Source organism: Nostoc sp. DedQUE02, from assembly GCF_034531035.1.
Lineage (GTDB): Bacteria > Cyanobacteriota > Cyanobacteriia > Cyanobacteriales > Nostocaceae > Nostoc.
Genome location: NZ_JAVRBY020000020.1, coordinates 60,750 through 80,221, shown reverse-complemented (window position 1 = coordinate 80,221; position 19,472 = coordinate 60,750). Strand labels below are relative to the sequence as shown.

Here is a 19,472-nt window from a genome sequence, read left to right as displayed (position 1 = left end):
AAAAGTATAAAGTAAGAGATTACAATAGTTTATTTTTCAATTGTAATCATTTTATCTTTGCTTTTTTTGAATAAGGTATAAGGAAGTAATCGCCTTGTTGTGAAATCAAGGACTAATAATGCGCTGAAGCCCAATTACGATAGGTTCATACTCTTCAGGTTTCAGGCTTCCTCGATAATCAACAATACGGTTAACATCTAAAACCCTAACCTGATCTAATAAAACAATAGATGGCGAACTTAATCCAGCAACTCCTGCTGCAAAACGTGGATATAAATCTGGTGAAGCGATTGCCCACGTTTGTCCTCTATCAGTAGTCATTGGAATTACAACTATTAACGAAAAGCGAGGTATCCCCAAGCGGTTAGGGAACCCTACAACAATTGCAGGTCTATAACCTTCTTGCTCACGACCTTGAGGGTTTTGTTGAGGAAAACGCACTGTTACAACATCCCCAAACTGTAAAGAACGAGTAGTCATTCCTCAACAATCACTACTCCCATTCCAGGAACATACTTAACAGGCAAACCCTTATCTAGTTCGCCGGGTTGCCAATCATAAGGTTCATAGCTACCTAAATTTGATAAGTCAGTCTCTAGCCATCCTGCATCAGATTCTTCACTAACTACAGATAACTGAGATTCCTGACGATTCTCTTTTCGCCATTCTAGAAACTGTAAGAAATCTAGAACTTCCTGCTGTGCATTTTCTGGAAGGCGTTCTAGTTTCTCTAAAATCTTTTCTTTGAGAGAATTCATGCTTACAGCCACGATCTTTACTGAACAGTGTAACTTATAGCTCCTATTTTTCAGAATAGACTTTTTTATCAGCTTTGAATTAGGTATGACTTTACAGATACGATTGCTGACAAAGCTTATCTTGCAAGATGTTACCCTATAGCGATCGCTGCTGCAACCCCTCAAGCGATCGCATTCCTTAACGCAGAAATTTACTGATAAATTAAAATTAGAAACGAACAAATATCACAATACAAAATTATTACTTCGGGGATCTAATAGGCAGAATAACGCACTAAAGCTTTAACCGATGTGTCTAGTGTAGCGAAGTAAAAAAAGCATCATTAAAGCTTCGCAATATCGCGTATTAAAAAAAAGCAGATGCATGTTAGTGTTTTAATCTAGTTGTCTTCTTTTCGAGTCTTTACCTATGCATCTGCACTATTTACACCCCCAACACCTTGAAGAATTAGTCAAGAGTAGTGGTATAGACTTACACTTAGTGCAACTAAATTTTAAGTCGCTCCAAGGCGTAACAGCTTATGAGTATCTGTTGATTTCTGAGTTACTCCCCCGCACCAATACCGGAATGGTAAAAGCTGAATGGTTGCAGCGTTATGCTCATATTACTGAAGGTGGTTGGTGGTGTTCGGGACTAGACCCTTTGAATAATTGGCAAATGATGGAGTGGGGATGCTTTAAGCCAAACCAACCCCGACAAAATCACAATGGTAAGTCCATCAAATACGAACATCCCCCCAGCACGCCAACGCGAGTGTTTTGTTTACGGGTAACGCTGCAAGTATGGCAGCAAGTCGCTGGGCGTTACAATCTGGTCATGCCTGACAATATCACCATTACTGCTGATGGTGAAGCTGAAGGCTTTTGGCAATGGGTGATGCAACATAACATTTCCCTGATTCTCTGCGAAGGTGTGAAGAAAGCAGCAACACTTTTGACGCAAGGATATGTAGCTATTGCCATTCCTGGAATTACCAGTGGTTATCGAGTTGTTAAAGATGAATTTGGCAAAGTTACGCGTCGTCAGCTAATTCCAGATTTAGCAGCGTTTGCAATTACAAAACGCAGTTTTTACATTTGCTTTGATTTTGAAACTCAACCCAAGACAATCGCTGCTGTAAATAATGCTATTTCTCAACTTGGTTGTTTATTCCAGCAAAAAAATTGCCCTGTTAAAGTCATCGAACTTCCAGGAATGGAAAAAGGGGTTGATGAATTTATTATTGCTAAAGGTGCAAGTAGCTTTGAGAAAGTTTATCGCCAAAGTGTTGATTTAGAAATTTATCTTGCTCAAACTAAACCCCACACCGAGTTAAGCATTCCTGCTGCACTCACATTCAACCGTCCTTATATAGGTGAAATACCTTTCCCCACTTCTGGATTAGTAGGAGTAAAATCAGCGAAAGGAACGGGAAAAACTACGGCATTGCAAAACGTTGTTCAGCAAGCAAAAATTAGAAATCAACCTGTTTTATTAATTACTCACAGAATCTTACTAGGGCGTTTTCTGTGTGAAAAAATTGGTATTCAATGGGGAACACATAAAGAAGACCGAGAGAAAAAGATTGATAAAACACTTACTCCTGCTCCTCCTATTCTCCGCTCTCTCTTTCCTCTGCCCTCACTCGGTTTATGTGTTGATTCGATTTGGAAACTTAACCCGGAAAATTGGCGTGGAGCAATAGTAATATTAGATGAAGTAGAGCAATCTTTATGGCATCTTTTAAACAGTAATACTTGTAAGCACAAGCGGGTAAAAATATTAAAGTTATTCCAGCAATTAATTGCTACAGTTTTAACGAGTGGTGGGTTAGTAATTGCTCAAGATGCCGATTTATCAGATGTTTCACTGGAATATTTGCAGGGATTAGCAGGAATTAAATTAACACCTTGGGTAGTTCTCAATCAGTGGAAGCCTCAGCATGGTTGGGACGTGACTTTTTATGATTCGCCGAACCCAACACCGCTAATTCACCAACTGGAATTGGATTTGCTTGCTGGACGTAAATGTTATGTTACTACCGATAGTCGCGCTGGGCGTTATAGTTGTGAAACAATTGAACGCTATCTGAAAGAAAGGCTACAAAAATTACGGCGACAATTTCCTAAAACTCTGGTAGTTAGTAGTCATACTACAAATACACCAGGTCACGCAGCAGTTGATTTTATAGCAGCAATTAATCAAAAAATCTCTGAATATGACGGGGTTTTTGTTACCCCTAGCCTTGGTACAGGAATTAGTATTGATGTCCAACATTTTGACCGAGTTTATGGCATTTTTCAAGGGGTAATTCCTGACTCGGAAGCAAGACAAGCTTTAGCAAGAGTTAGGGATGATGTACCGCGTGTTGTCTGGTGTGCTAAACGAGGTATTGGTTTAATTGGTAGTGGGAGTACAAATTATCGCTTGCTATCTGATTGGTATCAAGAAAATCAAAAAGAAAACTTAGCTTTGCTTAGTCCATCGCATAAAATAGATGTGGATTTGCCTTTAGTTCATGACCCAATTCATTTGCGAACTTGGGCGAAGTTATCTGCGAGGGTAAATGCTTCTATTCGTCTCTATCGGCAATTGATGCAAGATGGTTTAATTGCTGATGGACATCAAATTCAGATGCGGAGTAATGCTGTTCACAATAATATTATTCGAGATTTACGGCTGGCTTTTTTAGCAACTGATGCCGATGATTTAACGACGCGCCGAAGATTAGTTTTAGAAATTGTCAAGGTTCAAAAAGATTGGGCACAAAGTCGTCAAAAAGCTAAAGATATTAAACGTAAAATCAAAGAAATTAAGCAGCAAAATCAACTATCGGGAGCATCTGCTGTAGCTAATGCTAAAGATATTGATTATATAGAATATGAGCAGCTATTGGTGAAGCATTCCCTAACGGATAGAGAACGCAACCAAATTAATAAATATGTTCTTAGACAAAGGTATGGTGTAGAAGTTACTTCTTGGCTGAAGTTGCAGGATGACCAAGGATATTATCGTCAACTATTAATTCACTATTATTTAACTCACGAAAGCGAGTATTTTCATGTTAGAGACGAGCAAGAATGGCATCAGCAATTATCTTGGGGTGAAGGGAAAGTTTTTCTCCCAGATTTAAAAACTTACACGCTCAAAGTTGAGGCAATGAGAGCTTTAGGTATGCTTCAGTTTCTTGAAGAAAAACGAGAGTTTGTTGAAAATGATCCAGATTTGATATTGCTGAAAAATGTTGCGTTTCAACATAGTAAGCATATTAAAAGAGCGCTTGGGATTAATTTGATTGGGGAGAAAGAGCAGGTTTCGGCAATAAAAATACTCAGCCGACTATTAAATTTGTTGGGGTTGAAGCTGAAGCGAGTAAATGAGGTTTACCAAATTGATTTAGAAACGTTATATGATGGCAGAGAGAAAATATTTGCTGTTTGGCATCAACGAGATGAGTTGATGTTGGCTCATGTTAAAAGTGTTGGTTATGAATTGCCTGATTATTCTTCTGATTTGAAGTTTGAAATTATGCAAACGAAATCTGGAAATTCCAACCAGATGGTGTCTATACCTACTCTTCCGTTATCAACGATATAGTAATACCAATTGAGTTATGAGAAAATACGGAAGCCCAAAAAATCTAAGATAAACGAGTTGAGTAAATTCTGAATAATAAAGAAGGTGAAATGGAGCCAAACGCCAGAGCAGTTGAAATCCTTCTATCGAATGTCAGTAAGGATGAGCAATTTGCTGCGACCAATAAATCTGGTGCGAATGGACGAAAGGACAAAACGCATAGTAATGTTGGTTGGAGAGACAATAGAGATAGAGATTTATCCTAACGGGGAGGTGGTTACAAAATGACACAGCCCAATTTTGCAAATATGACGGATGCTGAATTACGAGCTTATGTATTGCAAAACCCTGAAAATACTGAAGCTTTTCATGCGTATGTTGACCGTTTGCACGCGGCTAATCCAAATCCAAGACTAATGTCGATTGAAGAGGCTGAGGCTGAATTGGAAAGAAGAGTTAATCAAGGTCAAAAATAGTAAGTAAATAAAGAGTGCTGGGTGAAAATCTAGCACTCTTTATTTTGTTTCATATCGTGTTCGGTTAAAGACTTATCATTTAGACCGCAGTTATTGCAGGGAGCAGGGGAAAAGGGGCTTTTGCGCTTTTTGCACAGATGCGGGAATTATAACTAATTAGGCGGACATGATATCAATCCCTTTGCCGGGAATCTTTATTTGAAAGTTATTTAGACACTAGAACGGTGGCTAACTGATTAGCCATCTGCCTTTTCTAATTACAAAGCTTTTCCCATAAAGTAGCTTTAACGGTATCAACGACATATATCGTTAATAATCCCGATGTTTTAGGCTAGGAATGTCAAAAGCCAAAAAAATTATATGAATGCGGAAGATTTTTTTAACCAAGGATTAAACCACAATTTGCAAGGGGACTATCAAGCCGCGATCGCAGCTTACACCCAAGCAATCAAGCTAAATCCTGACTATGCCGAAGCTTATCATAATCGCGGGCTGATTTTAAGTGGTCAACTCAAAGATTATCGCAATGCGATCGCTAACTTCAATCGTGCCATCGAAATCAATCCTAATTTTGCCATAGCCTTTTACAACCGGGCTAATGCTCGTTACTTTTTAGCCGATTATGAGGGCGCGATCGCAGATCATAATCAAGCGTTACAATTAGATGCCAATCTGGCGCAATCTTACCACAGCCGGGGAAATGCCTACTTTGCTTTGGAAAACTACGACAAAGCGATCGCAGATTATATCCAAACAATCGAAATGAGTACCCAATTAGCTGATAACATCAATATTGATATTGCTAATGCTTATCATAATCGCGGCGTAACTCGTTTTGAACGTGGCGATCATCAAGGGGCAATCGCAGATTTCCAGCAAGCTTTACAATGGCATCCCCGTTTTGCCGCAGCTTACAGCAATCGCGGCAATATTCACCATATTTTAGGAAATTATCAAGAAGCGATCGCTGACCATAACCAAGCATTACAATTAGATCCTAACTTGGCGGAAGCTTATCATAACCGAGGTAATGCTTACTACGCTTTAGCAGATTATCAAAGTGCGATCGCTAATTTCAACCAGGCTCTAAAAATCAACCCCAACTTTGCCGGAGCATATTATAATCGAGGTCTTGTGCTTGCTCACCTCAAAAACTATCAAGAAGCAATTGAAGACTTTAACCAAGCATTAAAACTGAATCCTGATGATGTGCAAGCTTATTGTGAGCGAGGTCTGGTGCGTAGTACTCTTGAAGATTATGAAGGTGCGATCGCAGATTATGACCAAGCGTTACAAGAAAATCCGACTTTAGCTTTAGTATATGGCTTTCGGGCTAACGCTCGTCGGCGATTGGGAGATTATCAAGGTGCAATTGAAGATAGCAATCGCCTTTTACAACTCAATCCTAATTTAGCAGAAGGATATTGTGATCGCGCGGCGGCTCGTCGTTCTGTAGGAGATCATAAAGGCGCAATTAAAGATTATGATCGAGCATTACAGATTAATAATAAATTAGCCGCAGCTTATTATGGTCGCAGTATTGCTCGTGAAGCTCTGCAAGATTTGCAGGGAGCAATTGATGATAACACTCAAGCAATAAAGCTTGTTCCTGATTTTTCTCAAGCGTATTGCAATCGCGGAAATGCTCGTCGTCTTTTAGGAGATGAACAGGGAGCGATCACCGATTATAACCAAGCATTAAAAATTAATCCTGATTTAATTGAAGCATATTACAACCGAGGTTCCACTCATTATGCTTTAGAAGCTTATGAAAGTGCGATCGCAGATTACACCCAAGCATTGTACATCAATCCCCAATCTGCTGCATTTTACAGCGATCGTGCTAATGCTCGCTATGCCTTAGAAGATTATCAAAAGGCAATAGAAGATTACAGTCGAGCGATCGCAATCGACCCCAGCTTTGCCGAAGACTGGTACAATCGGGGTCGTAGCCGTTCTCTGTTGGGAGATTTACAAGGAGCGCTTGCAGACTTAAACCAAGCCTTACAGCGTCAGCCGAATTGGGCTTCCGCTTACATTCTTCGGGCTGATGTCTACAGAAATCTGGGAGACTCTCAACGAGCAATCAGCGATTTTCAGAAATCCGCAGACTTATATTATCAAGAAGGGAATATCCAGTATTACCAACAAATTATTGAGCTAATTGAACAGCTTTGAAGAACCCCACCCCGCCACAATACTGCTCGCTTTGTGCATTTTTAACTTGGCATTGGGTTTGGGGAAAAGGTTAAAGGTTAAAGGTTTTTTGGCGTTGCTGATTCCATGTATGAAAACGATTTTGCATAATACCAAAATCCTTGTAGAGAAGTAGCAGTGCTACGTCTCTACATCTAGATTCATACTTCAATTCAGCAACGCCCCTTTTTTCCCCTTTTCCCCTTAACCGACAAGTATTGCACCCCGCCAAAGCTGTGCTTTGTTTCCCCTTCCCCCTCTTCGGGCTACGGTGTACACACAAGTCCTAAAAACCTAGCTTGATTGGGCTTAACTCATTCTCATACAAAGTATCGGAACGAGAGAAATAGCATTGTCAGTCGATACAATGTCATTGTTAGTCGATGCAATGCCATTGTCAGTCGATGCAATGCCATTGTTAGTCGATGCAATGCCATTGTCAGTCGATGTAATGCCATTGTTAGTCGATGCAATGCCATTGTTAGGCGATGCAATGCCATTGCAGGTTAAGAAACTTATGTGTACACCGTAGCCCTTTGAGAGAGAGGGGTTTCCCCAAGTGAAGCATCTGGCGTGTGGGGTGCAATAACAGTGGGAATCGCAACTAAATTATCCAGACATGATATTATTCAAAGCGAAAGCGTTCCATGAAGCGGCGGTCAATCCAATCTTTGTAATGCCAGAATAGTTTGTGAGGTGCTAAGGTGATGATACCTCTAGTAGCGATCGCTCGTTTGTCTCCTGTACCAATTAAACTCAAATATTGTTTCTGTGGTTTATAAGTTTTGAGTGACTTATCTAATAAAATTCGCCGCAAATTCTCAAACAAAGGTTTGCCTTGTCTAACAGCAAATACCCCAGCTTTCGGACGCGGATGATTTACCATTGCGGCAATATCACCAGATGCAAATATCTGCGGGTGTGTTTGAGATTGCAACGTGTCTTCTACTAAAATAAAACCTTGCTCATCAGTTCCTAGTCCAGCATTTTTTAACCATTCGGGTGCTGAGGCTTGTGTTACCCAAAAGATTTTATTGCACTCTACTTTCAACCCAGATTCACATTTAATTTCAAATACTTCTTTAGCTTCATTATGGGTTTTAGGTGCAATTTTACACACAGTTTCGCCAAGATGTAACTTAATACCTCGCTCAGTTAAAATTTGCTGAAGTTGATGCCGCACTGATTGATGATAATTAGGCATCAGTTCTTGTCCGCGCTGGAATAAATGAATTTCTAGATTTTGAATAGGTTGTTGAGTTTCGTGCAAAATCCGATGTAAACGAGATTGCATTGATAGTGCCAATTCTACACCGCCAGCACCACCGCCAACGATCGCAATGCTAATTGGTTTTTGAGGATTTTTACCTACGGCTGCAATTAATTCATCCCAATGCTCTAATAGCTGCGATACTGGTTTAGCTGCGATCGTATATTCTGCCGCACCTGATACAGATATTCTAGAGGGAGTGCTGCCAATATCAATAGACAGCACATCAAAATCTACCACAAGTCCGTTAGCACAAAGAACTTTGTTGATTTTCAAGTCTAGGTCAACTACCGTGTCAATATATAACTGTGCTTGAGCAAAGTTCGCCAAGGGTCGCAAGTCAATATGACATTCATCACGGCTGTAAAATCCGGCAATGTGTCCCGGTAACATTCCAGAGTAGGCTGTCTCTGATGCTGCGGTAATCAATGTCAAACGTATTCCTGCTAAAGGTTTTTTCCCGAACATTTTCATAACAATAGCATGGCTATGGCCGCCACCAATTAACACCAGGTTTTTAACTATTGGCTGTATTTTTTGCTGCATTTCAATACTCATTTTTAGTTAATCTCTAATTAGGAATAAATCAAAATCATCATGATGTTAGTTAATTTTCAGTGAAGAATAAAGACTAGTGAGTACAATTGATAATTGGAAACAACAATCCTAAATCATTTGTGAAATCTCTATTTATTATCTCTCCGTGTTCTCTATGCTTCTGTGGTTCGATAAAAAGTTATTTTTCCTAACTCTTTTAGGATTGCTATCGGACTAATATTTGATTTTTGACAAAACTCCGTACAACTACAAAAGACTGATTCTTGACTCTCTACCTACACAAATAAATTCAAAAATAAAATTGATTGCATTGTTACAGATTTTCATCTTATGAAAAATATTTTATCAATAAATCGCATCCAGCTATCAAAAACATTTCTATGGATACCTGCTTTCCAGGAACAAGTTAAAAAAACTCAGCATCAATCACCAAAAAAACGCTTAAAAAGAGCAATTGAGCAGCTAGGAAAAAACACAACAGAAAATAGTCTAGCTATAATTAATGATTTAGAGCAAATAGCCCATAATCATCCACAGTATCACTGGATAGCTATACACATTCTTACTACTTTTGTCCGAAAAAATTCTCCTTATATACCCCAAGAGAAAGTAACAAGCAACCTGTCAACAAAAGTTCGTGTAGATATTCAAGCAGCACTTAGTGTTATCGCCAGGAGAGATGTAAATAAAGACCCAGAAAATGAGCAACTTGATTTGAGCTACACAGATATGAGAGGAGCAAATTTGAATGGGGCGAATCTAGAACAGACAAATCTCTATCAAGCTAACCTTGCTGGGGCAAACCTCAGAGAAGCTAATCTAGCAGGGGCAATACTTAGTGCAGCTAACCTAGAAGGAGCTAACTTATATCTAGCTAACTTAGAAGGAGCAATCCTCAGCGCAGCCAACTTAGAGAGAGCTAACCTTTCTGGAGCTAACCTGCATCGTGCCAGTTTATATCTAGCTGGGTTGCATGAGGCAATTATCAATCATACCATACTCGATGGGGCAAACCTCAGAGAAACTCAATTTTCTAAATAAAATACTAATATTATGCCTGCTTAATTATTGAATAATCTCACTTCTGCTCCTCTGCGGTTTTAATGATAAGTCTTTAACCGGACATAATATAACGGGTAGAATACAAGCAATGAAAATTTCTTTTCCCCATTCCCTATTTTCAGCCTAATTCGTAATTCTTGTAGCACAAGCGTTTCATTGATTTGGAATGGGTGGTCTATTTCTGCCCTAATCTATAAGTATATTAGATATAATTCCCTAGCTCAATGAGTGCCTTGACACCTATTATAATTTTCTGCTAAATGCTATACTATTTTTCCCCAACATCTAAGTAATAATTCTAAGTTGTAAGGAAAATTTTTACCATGTCTTCTAAAAAGACAGACCCTTTGTTGAATTGGTTGATCGCTATAACAGTTATATTTGGTTTCTCATTGACTGTAATTTTCTTTGTTTTATCCAGTATCAAAGAATTGTCAATTCAGGAAAAAATTCAGTATAGAAACCAAGCATTAACAACTACTGCAATAGTTTTTCTCGCATCGGCAGCAATGTTTAATACTTATTATGCAGCAAGGCGTGCCCAAGCGATGCAAAAAAATGCGATCGCAACTGAGAAAAACTTAGAAATTGGCATTCAAAATGCAAAACTTAATCAAGACAGATTGATTGCAGAGCGCTTTATGGGCGCAATTGCTCAACTTGGCCATGAAAAGGTTGAAACCCGAACAGGCGCAATTTATGCCTTAGAAAGAGTTGCTCAGGATTTTCCTCAAGAACACTGGACAATTATGGAAATTCTCACTGCCTTTGTGCGAGAGAATGCACCTATCCAGCAAGTAAAAGGGGAGCAACAACCGGAATATCAAAGAGCAGTTTATTCAAGTAGGCGTAGAGGTGGGTTACATCCGACACCGCAAGTAGATCAAAATCTCCATGAAGAATTCCCAAAAATACGCACCGATATTCAAGCAGCCCTTACTGTTATCGGCAGGCGTAATTTACTCGAAGACCCAAAAGATCAGAAACTTGATTTACGTAACACCGACATTAGACAAGCAGACCTGCTAAAAACTAACCTGCAACAAGCAGACCTACGCGGCGCTGACTTGAGTGGGGCTGACCTACGTGGCGCTGACTTGAGTGGAGCAGACCTTAGTGGCGTTAAACTCATTAGGTCTATTCTCTATGAAACCAAATTACTAAAAGCCAGCTTATGTGGAGCCAACCTTTGTTGGGCAAATCTCAATCGTACCAACCTTTCTGGAGCAAACCTACGTTCAGCCAATCTCTCTGGTGCAAGTCTGCGTGGAGCTAATTTACAGGCAGCGAACCTTTATAAAGCTAACTTGCAACAAGCGACTTTAAAACTCGCTAACCTCTCTGGAGCAAAGTTGTTTTTAGCTAACTTGCAAGGAGCAAAATTGGGTAAAGCCAACCTGCATCTAACGGGTTTGATTGGTGCTAACCTCTGTGGCGCTAACTTGAATGGGGCTAACCTTTCTGGGGCTAATTTGAATGCAGCCAAACTCCATCAAACAGAAGTCTATTTTGCCAACCTCTCAGAAGCTAGCTTTACGGAAGCTGACCTGTATCAAGCTAACCTCATTGGAGCAAACCTCAATAGAGCAACTTTTTATCAAGCTAACCTGACTCAGGCAAACCTGATGGGAGCTAACTTTTCACAAGCTAACCTCAATGATGTCAAATTGGAAGGAACAATTTTGACAGGAGCGAAAAACTTAGAGTTGCACCAGATTAGAGAAGCACTTGGCGATCGCACCACTCGTCTACCTGATTATATCGAAGCACCAACACATTGGCGGCAGTCCGGTTAAGTTATCACAGCATCATTCGTTATTTGGGCGCATTCTACCAGTTTTACTTAATGCTATAGTTTTTACCAAAAGTCTCCGTAACAATTCTGGAGATGAGGAAGAAATATAATTTATGTCTGATAACAAGACAGACACACCCAGAAATTCGTTTATAGTTCTAATTTTATTTATTGGATTATTTATTATTTCATTTTTTATAATCGCTTACTTTGTCTGGGATATATCCCCGTCAGATGAACGATTAAAAAATGAAACTGAAGCGCTAAAAACTACTGCGACAATTTTCGGTGGAATTGCAGTGTTTATCAATGCTTACTATGCAGCGAAGCGTTGGGAAGCTATGGATAAAAGTGCTGAAGCTGCAAATAAAACTGCTAAGGCTGCGCTCCAAAATGCCCAAGCTGCCCAAGACAAGCAAATTACAGAACGTTTTGCGAAAGCGGTTGAACAGCTTGGAAATGAAAAGATTGAAACGCGATTAGGAGCAATTTATACTTTAGAACGAATCGCCAAAGATTCTAAAGATGATCACTGGACAATTATGGAAGTCCTTACGGCTTTTGTGCGAGAAAATGCACCTTTGAAGGATTTTTCAGAGAAAAATACAGAAAATACAGATTCATTAATAATAGTCAATACTTTGAATTATCAAAAACCAAAGGAGATAGAGGAAAAACTAAAACTTCAGACAGATATTCAAGCCGCCCTTACCGTCATTGGACGGCGCAAGTCTGAAAATGAACTGGAAAATCAGAGCTTGGATTTAAATAATATCGATATCAGGGGGGCAAACCTCATCGAAGCCAATCTGCAAGGGGCATACCTCAACGAAGCCAATCTGCAAGGGGCATACCTCATCGAAGCCAATCTGCAAGCGCCACCCCTCATCAAAGCCGAAATGCAAGGGCCAGACCACATAGGATAGAGTCTAGATATGGGAAAACTACATATTCATAGTTATTATGAAATTTAAGTCAATCTTCTGCGGTAATACCTCAACGAAGCCAATCTGCAAGGGGCATACCTCATCGAAGCCAATCTGCAAGGGGCATACCTCATCGAAGCCAATCTGCAAAAGGCAAACCTCAACAAAGCCAATCTGCAAGGGACATTCCTCTACAAAGCCAATCTGCAAGGGGCATACCTCAACGAAGCCAATCTGCAAGGGACATTCCTCAACAAAGCCGACCTGCAAGGGGCAGACCTTAGAGGAGCCGAAAATCTAGAACAACAGCAGATTGAATCGGCAAAAGGCGATCGCACAACCATCCTACCGGAAAATCTTCAACCACCAGAACATTGGAACGCTTAAGTTTCACGCTTAGATACTGAAACTTTAACCTTTGAGCTTCACCGCCGAACCTCGGAACATCATCGCCGAACCTCAAAGCATCATCGCCGAACCTCGGAACATCATCGCCGAACCTCAGACCATCATCTTTGAACCTCAGAGCATCATCGCCGAACCTCAGAACATCATCGCTGAACCTCAGAGCATCATCGTTGAACCTCAGAGCATCATCGTTGAACCTCAGAGCATCACCATCGAACCTTTGAACTCAAACGGTTCAGTTAGAGACTAAAACAAAGAAAATATTCCCTGAGTAGGAGATAAATGATAGGACACTTGTCCTAATCTAATTATTCTATGAAAATAAAATATAAAAATGTCTGTAACAAAGCGCCTGGAAATTTTAAACTTAATTCGGGAACTTCGGCAGCAACTCAATCTTTCTCAGAAACAGTTTGCTGCTAAAGTAGGAGTTTCCTTCAAAACAGTCAACCGTTGGGAGAATGGACATGCAGTCCCTTCACGCATAGCACTAAAACTAATAGAAGAAATGTTACGGAAGATGGGCGAACCCGGTAAAAGCCTGCTAAATCAGTATTTCCCAGAAGCAGAGTAGGTTATGAGTCGTAAGGCAAGAGTATTTAAACGCCAAAACCTCTTTGCTGGCGGTAGAGACAAGGGCGCATTCATCTGGGAGCAACTGCTGCACTATGGTGTTGCTTTGTTATCCGTTGCCTTAGCACTGTGGACAACTTTGCTACTCGATCCATATCTCACTCCAACACCTGCGGCACTCTTTTTTGCTGCGGTGATGGTGAGTGCCTGGTACGGTGGCTTAGGGCCAGGGTTAATTGCAACCGTTTTGTCTACTTTGGCAATCAATTACTTCTTTTTTAAGCCACTCTATTCGCTGAACATTAGTCATAGTCTTGTAATCCCCCTAGTCGTGTTCATGCTGACAGCAGGGTTAATCAGCTGGCTCAACGAATCACGCCGCACAGCCCAACAGCAAGCTGAAGCAAATCTGAAGTTACTACACGAGAGCGAGGTAAAGTTTGGTCGCTTAACAAAGTCTAATGAAGAAGCACTGCGGCAACGAGAAACAGAACTTCATTTAATTACAGATACGCTGCCAGTTCTGATTTCCTTTGTAGATTCAGAACAACGCTACCGCTTCAACAACCGAGCTTATGAAGAGTGGTTTGGGCATTCAGCAGCAGAGGTTTATGGAAAACATATTTTGGAAGTATTGGGTGAATCCGCATATCAAGCGCTTCGTCCTTATGTAGAACAAGTGCTAGCAGGAGAGCAGGTTACTTTTGAAAGTGAAATTCCTTATAAAGATGGTGGCACACGCTACATTAATGCTACTTACGTTCCCCAGTTTAATAAACAGGGAATTGTTGAAGGGTATGCGGCGTTGATCGCTGACATCAGCGAACAGCAAGCTGCGCTGCTCTCACGCAACCAAGCAGAAGCAGCGTTGCGTGAGAGCAATGAGCGGCTAAACTTTGCACTGCAAGCCGCAGAATTGGGTGACTGGGATCTGGACTTGAGCAACCAGACTGCTCACCGTTCTCTACGACACGACCAAATCTTTGGTTACGACTCTCTCCTACCCGAATGGACTTACAATATTTTCCTAGAGCACGTCTTACCTGAAGATCGCCCTTTGGTTGATGCCAAATTTCGAGATGCTCTAATTAATCAGGATACCTGGAATTTTGAGTGCCGCATTCGTCGTGTAGATGGAGAATTACGCTGGATTTGGGCACGGGGTCGTATTTATCATAATGCTCAAGGGGAAGCAGTGCGGATGCTGGGGCTGATTGCCGACATTAGCGATCGCAACCAAGCAGAAGCAGCCTTGCGTGAAAGTGAACTACGCTTTCGCCAGATGGCAGACACCGCTCCCATACTGATTTGGATGTCCGGTACTGACACACTTTGTAACTACTTTAATAAACCCTGGCTAGATTTTACCGGGCGGACTCTGGAGCAAGAGATGGGCAATGGATGGGCTGAAGGTGTTCATCCCGATGATTTTCAGCGTTGCTTAGACACATACACCAATGCTTTTCATGCCCGAAAAAAATTTCAAATAGAATATCGCCTCAGATGTTTTAATGGCAAATACCGTTGGGTTTTTGATACTGGTGTACCTCGATTCGCACCATCAGGGGAGTTTCTCGGCTATATCGGCTCCTGTGTAGATATCCACGATCGCAAGTTGGCAGAAGAAGCACTACGTGACAGCGAGGAGCGATACCGAATTTTAACGGAAATCTCGCCCCAAGCGATTTGGATGGGTAATAGCGATGGTGGTATTAGCTATTGCAATCAATACTGGTTAGACTACACCGGATTGACAATGGAGCAGACCTTTGGTTATGGCTGGATTTATGCCATTCACCCCGACGATCGCGATCGCGTCTTTAAAACTTCAATGGAGGCTGTTGCTAACGCTACAAACTACGAAGTAGAAATTCGCTTTCGTCAAGTTTCTGATGGTAGCTATCGTTGGCATATTGTGCGGGGTTTACCATTTCGAGATCCAAGCGGACAGATTGTCAAGTGGGTGGGCATTGCCAGCGACATTCACGATCGCAAAATTGCCGAAGCATCCCTGCAACAACTCAACGAAATGCTAGAGCAACGGATTCAAGAACGTACTGCCCAACTCGAAGCCGCCAACAAAGAACTCGAATCTTTCTCCTATTCAGTCTCTCACGACTTGCGGGCACCCCTGCGCCACATCGCCGGATTTATCGAATTACTTCAGAAACGTAATAGCTCAACCAGCTTAGATCAAACTAGTCAGCGCTATTTGAAAATAATTGCCGAAACTGCAAAACAGGCAGGAATACTGATCGATGAATTGCTGACATTTTCTCGTATGGGGCGCACCGAAATGCGCTACATCAACCTCAATATGGAGGAATTGGTACAAGAAGTAAAACGCGATTTGATCACAGAAACCCAAGGGCGGATAATCCATTGGCACATCGAATCACTGCCAGAAGTGCAGGGCGACCCTTCTATGCTGCGGCTGGTGCTTCGCAACCTGATGGGCAATGCCGTAAAATATAGCCAGACTCGAAACCCAGCAGAAATTACTGTTGGAAGTACCGACAAGGAAAACGAAGTTGTCTTTTTTGTACAAGATAACGGCGTAGGCTTTAATATGCAATACATTCACAAGCTATTCGGAGTATTTCAGCGCCTGCATAGCGACCCGCAATTTGAAGGCACTGGTGTTGGATTGGCAAACGTACAACGCATCATTCATCGGCATAATGGTCGAGTTTGGGCAGAGGCTGTAGTTGACAGTGGTGCAACCTTTTATTTCTCGCTGCCTAAATTGTCAAACAAGGATAGTGAATGAAAGAACTCAAGCGAATTCTGCTAATTGAAGACAGTGCCAACGATGCAGAGTTAATATTGGCTGCGTTGTCGGAAAACCATCTCGCCAATGAAGTGGTGGTAGTACGTGATGGCGAAGAAGCACTAGATTATCTTTATCGCCGGGGATTGTTCCGATTGCGAATGGAAGGATATCCGGTTGTGGTGCTGCTCGATTTGAAACTGCCTAAAATCGACGGACTAGAAGTATTGGCACAACTAAAATCTGACCCAGTAATGCGAGTGATTCCAGTCGTAGTACTTACTTCCTCTCGTGAAGAGCCAGACTTAGTTCGATGCTACGAGTTAGGGGTCAATGCTTATGTTGTGAAGCCAGTGGATTACCATGATTTTGTCGATTCTATTAAGGGTGTTGGCCTGTTTTGGGCAGTGCTCAATCAGCCTCCCGTTGGTGCTTTACCTCCAGCACCTCATCCTCAAAAGGAGAACAACTAATGAATGTCCTCCGTTTCCTCCTTTTGGAAGATAGCGTCTTAGATGCAGAGCTAGCTCAAGCGATGCTAACAGAAGGGAGAATTGATTGCGAGCTGATTCGAGTCGAAACTGGTGCTGACTTCGTAGCGGCTCTAGAAACAGAGGCTTTCGATTTAATTCTTGCCGATTATGCCTTGCCCTCTTTTGATGGAATTTCGGCTCTGGAAATCGCCCGAAATCGCACTCCTGAGGTTCCTTTTATCTTTGTTTCTGCCGCACTGGGTGAAGAATTAGCGATCGAAGCTTTGAAGAACGGTGCAACTGATTATGTGTTAAAGCAACGACTAGGGCGATTAGTTCCCTCGGTGCAACGGGCATTGCGGGAAGCGAAAGAGCGGCGCGAGCGCAAGCAAGCAGAGGAGTCTTTACACAAGAGTGAAGCCAGATATCGCCAAATTGTTGATACCTCTTATGAGGGAATCTGGATGATTAATCAAGAAGCCCGAACAGAGTTTGTAAATCAGCGAATATCTCAGATGTTGGGCTATTCAGCAGAAGAAATGCTCGGTCGTTGCTTATTTGATTTTATAGATCGGGCTGATGATCTAACAACCGAAGAGAAACTGGAGTGGCTCAAGCCAGAAGGGAGTAATCTTCAAGAACGACGATTTTGTTGCAAAGATGGTTCGTACATCTGGACACTGATTTCTGCAAGAGCAATTTTTGATGAACAAAATCAGTTCTTGGGTGCGATCGCTATGCTAACTGACATCACCGATCGCAAACGCACCGAATCAGAACGCGATCGCCTTTTGCAACTTGAGCAAAAAGCCAGGGCGGAAGCTGAGGCTGCTAACCGCATCAAAGATGAGTTTCTGGCGGTACTTTCTCATGAATTGCGATCGCCACTGAATCCGATTCTCGGTTGGGCAAAACTCTTGCAGAGCCGTAAATTTGATCAAGCCTCGCTCGACAAAGCACTGAAAACTATTGAGCGCAATGCCAAATTACAAGCTCAATTAATTGAAGACTTACTAGATGTTTCTCGCATCCTCCAAGGCAAACTCAGCCTCAACATGATTCCAGTCGATCTGGTATCCACCATTGAAGCCGCAATGGAAACAGTGCATTTGGCAGCAGAGGCTAAAACCATTGCAATTGAGACGATGCTTGATCCAACTGTGGGGAAAATTGTAGGTGATTCAGCCCGCTTACAACAAGTTTTTTGGAACCTGTTATCGAATGCTGTTAAGTTTACTGAAACTGGGGGAAAAGTAAATGTGCGATTGGAGCGCATCGGCGCTCAAGCACAGATTACCGTCAGTGATACAGGTAAGGGTATTAACCCTGATTTTCTACCTTATATATTTGACTATTTCCGTCAGGGTGATAGTACAACAACTAGAAAGTTTGGTGGGTTAGGGTTAGGTTTAGCGATCGCTCGTCACTTAATTGAGATGCACGGTGGAACAATTGGGGCCGAAAGTCCTGGTGAGGAGCAGGGAGCGATTTTCAGAGTTAGGTTGCCGCTAATCAAAGGCGGTGCAACAATCAAGGATGACACCAATACTGATTCTGCAAGCGCCATTTTTCCCTTTGCTGCCCTCAGGGGTTTACAAGTGCTGGTTGTAGATGACAATGATGATAGCCGCGAATTTTTCAGCTTTGTGCTGGAACAGTTTGGCGCGATCGTCACCGCAGTCGCATCAGGAAGTGAAGCATTACAAGCGCTAATACAGTCAAAGCCAGATATCTTACTCAGCGATATTGGGATGCCAGAGATGAACGGCTATATGCTGATTCAACAGGTACGAACTTTGGAAGCAAAAATCGGGAGAAAACAGATCCCTGCGATCGCACTGACTGCTTATGCAGGCGAAATCAATCAGCAGTACGCACTAAAAGCAGGCTTTCAACAGCACATCGTTAAACCTGTAGCACCAGAGGAACTGCTCATGGCGATTTCTAACTTAGTCAAATCTACTTAAGTGTTTGCGCCAAGCTGAGTAATCAGATTAATCTGGTTAAGGTTACAGATTTTAAATAATTCTTCACAAGTAAGTAGAAGGACTAAATTAACGTGAGTTCGACAAGCCCTTTTTGACCTCTCCCCCAACCCCTCTCCGTGTCGGAGAGGGGAGCCAAAACCCTAATTTCTCGTTGCTCCTCCCTTTCCCCGTGGGAGAGGGAGGTTGTCCGGGAGAGGTTCATCGAACTCACGTTAAATTAAATCTAACTCGATATCGCCGGGTTTCGACTGCGCGGAAGTTGAATCTCGACTCACTTCGACGCGGCTCAGTGCAAGTCGCTCGATTACCGCCAAGCGATGCACTGAGCTTGTCGTTGTGTCGAAACTCAACCCTAAAGGAATAAGCTTACCGAGCATTGAGCGACTTGCCCTGACTTGTGCCGAGCGAAGTCGAGGTAGCGGAGTCGTTGGCGCACTTGTACTGAGCGACTTGTGCCGAGCGTTCGCGTAGCGTCTCGTAGAGAAGTCGAGGTAAGCCGAAGTAGCCTCTCGTAGAGAAGGGAGTCGAAATGCGTCTTCTAAATAATTGTGTCCACCTACTTAATATCGGGTTTTTAATTGCTTGGAATACTCCAGGTGATGCATAAAATGTTGTGTCAATACGATTCGGTTAAGGTTTTTTGATGAAAATTCTAGATCCCAA

Annotated in this window: 17 protein-coding genes and 1 pseudogene; 14 read left to right on the top strand and 4 right to left on the bottom strand. The window is 41.9% G+C overall.

Features of this window, described 5'->3' with window-relative positions:
• Positions 1–105: 105 nt before the first annotated feature.
• Positions 106–480, bottom strand: coding sequence for a type II toxin-antitoxin system PemK/MazF family toxin (locus RMX98_RS17350; RefSeq protein ID WP_322677035.1), 375 nt, complete (start codon positions 478–480; stop codon positions 106–108).
• Positions 477–758, bottom strand: a complete 282-nt coding sequence (locus RMX98_RS17345) for a DUF2281 domain-containing protein (protein WP_322677036.1) — start codon at positions 756–758, stop codon at positions 477–479. Before RMX98_RS17345 ends, RMX98_RS17350 begins: the two co-directional genes overlap by 4 nt.
• A 409-nt stretch (positions 759–1,167) precedes the next feature.
• Between RMX98_RS17345 and RMX98_RS17340 the strand changes: the two genes are divergently transcribed.
• The 5 genes from RMX98_RS17340 (at position 1,168) to RMX98_RS17320 (ending at position 7,518) form a co-directional block, all read left to right on the top strand.
• Positions 1,168–4,335, top strand: a complete 3,168-nt coding sequence (locus RMX98_RS17340; protein ID WP_322677037.1) for a plasmid replication protein, CyRepA1 family — start codon at positions 1,168–1,170, stop codon at positions 4,333–4,335.
• 84 nt (positions 4,336–4,419) lie between these two features.
• Entirely contained in the window at positions 4,420–4,602 is a 183-nt protein-coding gene (locus RMX98_RS17335) for a DUF6888 family protein (RefSeq protein ID WP_409881284.1), read from the top strand.
• Positions 4,599–4,790 (top strand): DUF6887 family protein, encoded by a 192-nt coding sequence (locus RMX98_RS17330; protein WP_322677038.1) that lies wholly within the window; start codon positions 4,599–4,601, stop codon positions 4,788–4,790. Before RMX98_RS17335 ends, RMX98_RS17330 begins: the two co-directional genes overlap by 4 nt.
• A gap of 360 nt (positions 4,791–5,150) precedes the next feature.
• Entirely contained in the window at positions 5,151–6,968 is a 1,818-nt protein-coding gene (locus RMX98_RS17325) for a tetratricopeptide repeat protein (protein ID WP_322677039.1), read from the top strand.
• Between the two features lie 370 nt (positions 6,969–7,338).
• A complete protein-coding gene (locus RMX98_RS17320) occupies positions 7,339–7,518 on the top strand; it encodes a hypothetical protein (RefSeq protein WP_322680451.1) in 180 nt (59 codons plus the stop codon).
• Between the two features lie 93 nt (positions 7,519–7,611).
• On the opposite strand, the gene RMX98_RS17315 is transcribed toward RMX98_RS17320, so the two are convergent.
• Complete coding sequence (locus RMX98_RS17315; RefSeq protein ID WP_322680461.1) at positions 7,612–8,802, bottom strand: FAD-dependent oxidoreductase; 1,191 nt, start codon at positions 8,800–8,802, stop codon at positions 7,612–7,614.
• A gap of 342 nt (positions 8,803–9,144) precedes the next feature.
• Here RMX98_RS17315 and RMX98_RS17310 point away from each other — a divergent pair, with 342 nt between their 5' ends.
• The 9 genes and pseudogenes from RMX98_RS17310 (at position 9,145) to RMX98_RS17270 (ending at position 18,788) form a co-directional block, all read left to right on the top strand.
• Entirely contained in the window at positions 9,145–9,855 is a 711-nt protein-coding gene (locus tag RMX98_RS17310) for a pentapeptide repeat-containing protein (RefSeq protein WP_322680450.1), read from the top strand.
• A 344-nt stretch (positions 9,856–10,199) separates the two neighbouring features.
• Entirely contained in the window at positions 10,200–11,672 is a 1,473-nt protein-coding gene (locus RMX98_RS17305; protein WP_322680449.1) for a pentapeptide repeat-containing protein, read from the top strand.
• A 112-nt stretch (positions 11,673–11,784) separates the two neighbouring features.
• On the top strand, positions 11,785–12,597 hold the full coding sequence (locus RMX98_RS17300) for a pentapeptide repeat-containing protein (protein WP_409881580.1): 813 nt from the start codon (positions 11,785–11,787) through the stop codon (positions 12,595–12,597).
• Between the two features lie 81 nt (positions 12,598–12,678).
• Positions 12,679–12,864, top strand: a pseudogene (locus tag RMX98_RS17295) (pentapeptide repeat-containing protein); the annotation flags it as partial.
• A gap of 151 nt (positions 12,865–13,015) precedes the next feature.
• On the top strand, positions 13,016–13,255 hold the full coding sequence (locus RMX98_RS17290) for a hypothetical protein (protein ID WP_409881290.1): 240 nt from the start codon (positions 13,016–13,018) through the stop codon (positions 13,253–13,255).
• Positions 13,256–13,339: 84 nt separating this feature from the next.
• Positions 13,340–13,579, top strand: a complete 240-nt coding sequence (locus RMX98_RS17285; protein ID WP_322681021.1) for a helix-turn-helix transcriptional regulator — start codon at positions 13,340–13,342, stop codon at positions 13,577–13,579.
• A gap of 3 nt (positions 13,580–13,582) precedes the next feature.
• A complete protein-coding gene (locus RMX98_RS17280; protein WP_322681022.1) occupies positions 13,583–16,348 on the top strand; it encodes a PAS domain S-box protein in 2,766 nt (921 codons plus the stop codon).
• The gene (locus tag RMX98_RS17275) at positions 16,345–16,821 is read left to right on the top strand and encodes a response regulator (RefSeq protein WP_322681023.1); all 477 of its coding nucleotides are present in this window, start codon (positions 16,345–16,347) and stop codon (positions 16,819–16,821) included. The genes RMX98_RS17280 and RMX98_RS17275 overlap by 4 nt, the downstream gene beginning before the upstream one ends.
• Positions 16,821–18,788, top strand: a complete 1,968-nt coding sequence (locus tag RMX98_RS17270) for a response regulator (protein WP_322681024.1) — start codon at positions 16,821–16,823, stop codon at positions 18,786–18,788. Before RMX98_RS17275 ends, RMX98_RS17270 begins: the two co-directional genes overlap by 1 nt.
• 233 nt (positions 18,789–19,021) lie before the next feature.
• Here the strand turns inward: RMX98_RS17270 and RMX98_RS17265 are convergent, their stop codons facing one another.
• Complete coding sequence (locus RMX98_RS17265; RefSeq protein WP_409881293.1) at positions 19,022–19,186, bottom strand: hypothetical protein; 165 nt, start codon at positions 19,184–19,186, stop codon at positions 19,022–19,024.
• Between the last annotated feature and the right edge of the window lie 286 nt (positions 19,187–19,472).

Coding starts and splice junctions, on each gene's coding strand:
- RMX98_RS17340 (WP_322677037.1), top strand. CDS start 1,168: ATGCATCTGCACTATTTACACCCCCAACACCTTGAAGAATTAGTCAAG.
- RMX98_RS17350 (WP_322677035.1), bottom strand. CDS start 480: ATGACTACTCGTTCTTTACAGTTTGGGGATGTTGTAACAGTGCGTTTT.
- RMX98_RS17270 (WP_322681024.1), top strand. CDS start 16,821: ATGAATGTCCTCCGTTTCCTCCTTTTGGAAGATAGCGTCTTAGATGCA.
- RMX98_RS17280 (WP_322681022.1), top strand. CDS start 13,583: ATGAGTCGTAAGGCAAGAGTATTTAAACGCCAAAACCTCTTTGCTGGC.
- RMX98_RS17265 (WP_409881293.1), bottom strand. CDS start 19,186: ATGCTCGGTAAGCTTATTCCTTTAGGGTTGAGTTTCGACACAACGACA.
- RMX98_RS17345 (WP_322677036.1), bottom strand. CDS start 758: ATGAATTCTCTCAAAGAAAAGATTTTAGAGAAACTAGAACGCCTTCCA.
- RMX98_RS17275 (WP_322681023.1), top strand. CDS start 16,345: ATGAAAGAACTCAAGCGAATTCTGCTAATTGAAGACAGTGCCAACGAT.
- RMX98_RS17315 (WP_322680461.1), bottom strand. CDS start 8,802: ATGCAGCAAAAAATACAGCCAATAGTTAAAAACCTGGTGTTAATTGGT.
- RMX98_RS17330 (WP_322677038.1), top strand. CDS start 4,599: ATGACACAGCCCAATTTTGCAAATATGACGGATGCTGAATTACGAGCT.
- RMX98_RS17285 (WP_322681021.1), top strand. CDS start 13,340: ATGTCTGTAACAAAGCGCCTGGAAATTTTAAACTTAATTCGGGAACTT.
- RMX98_RS17305 (WP_322680449.1), top strand. CDS start 10,200: ATGTCTTCTAAAAAGACAGACCCTTTGTTGAATTGGTTGATCGCTATA.
- RMX98_RS17310 (WP_322680450.1), top strand. CDS start 9,145: ATGAAAAATATTTTATCAATAAATCGCATCCAGCTATCAAAAACATTT.
- RMX98_RS17300 (WP_409881580.1), top strand. CDS start 11,785: ATGTCTGATAACAAGACAGACACACCCAGAAATTCGTTTATAGTTCTA.
- RMX98_RS17325 (WP_322677039.1), top strand. CDS start 5,151: ATGAATGCGGAAGATTTTTTTAACCAAGGATTAAACCACAATTTGCAA.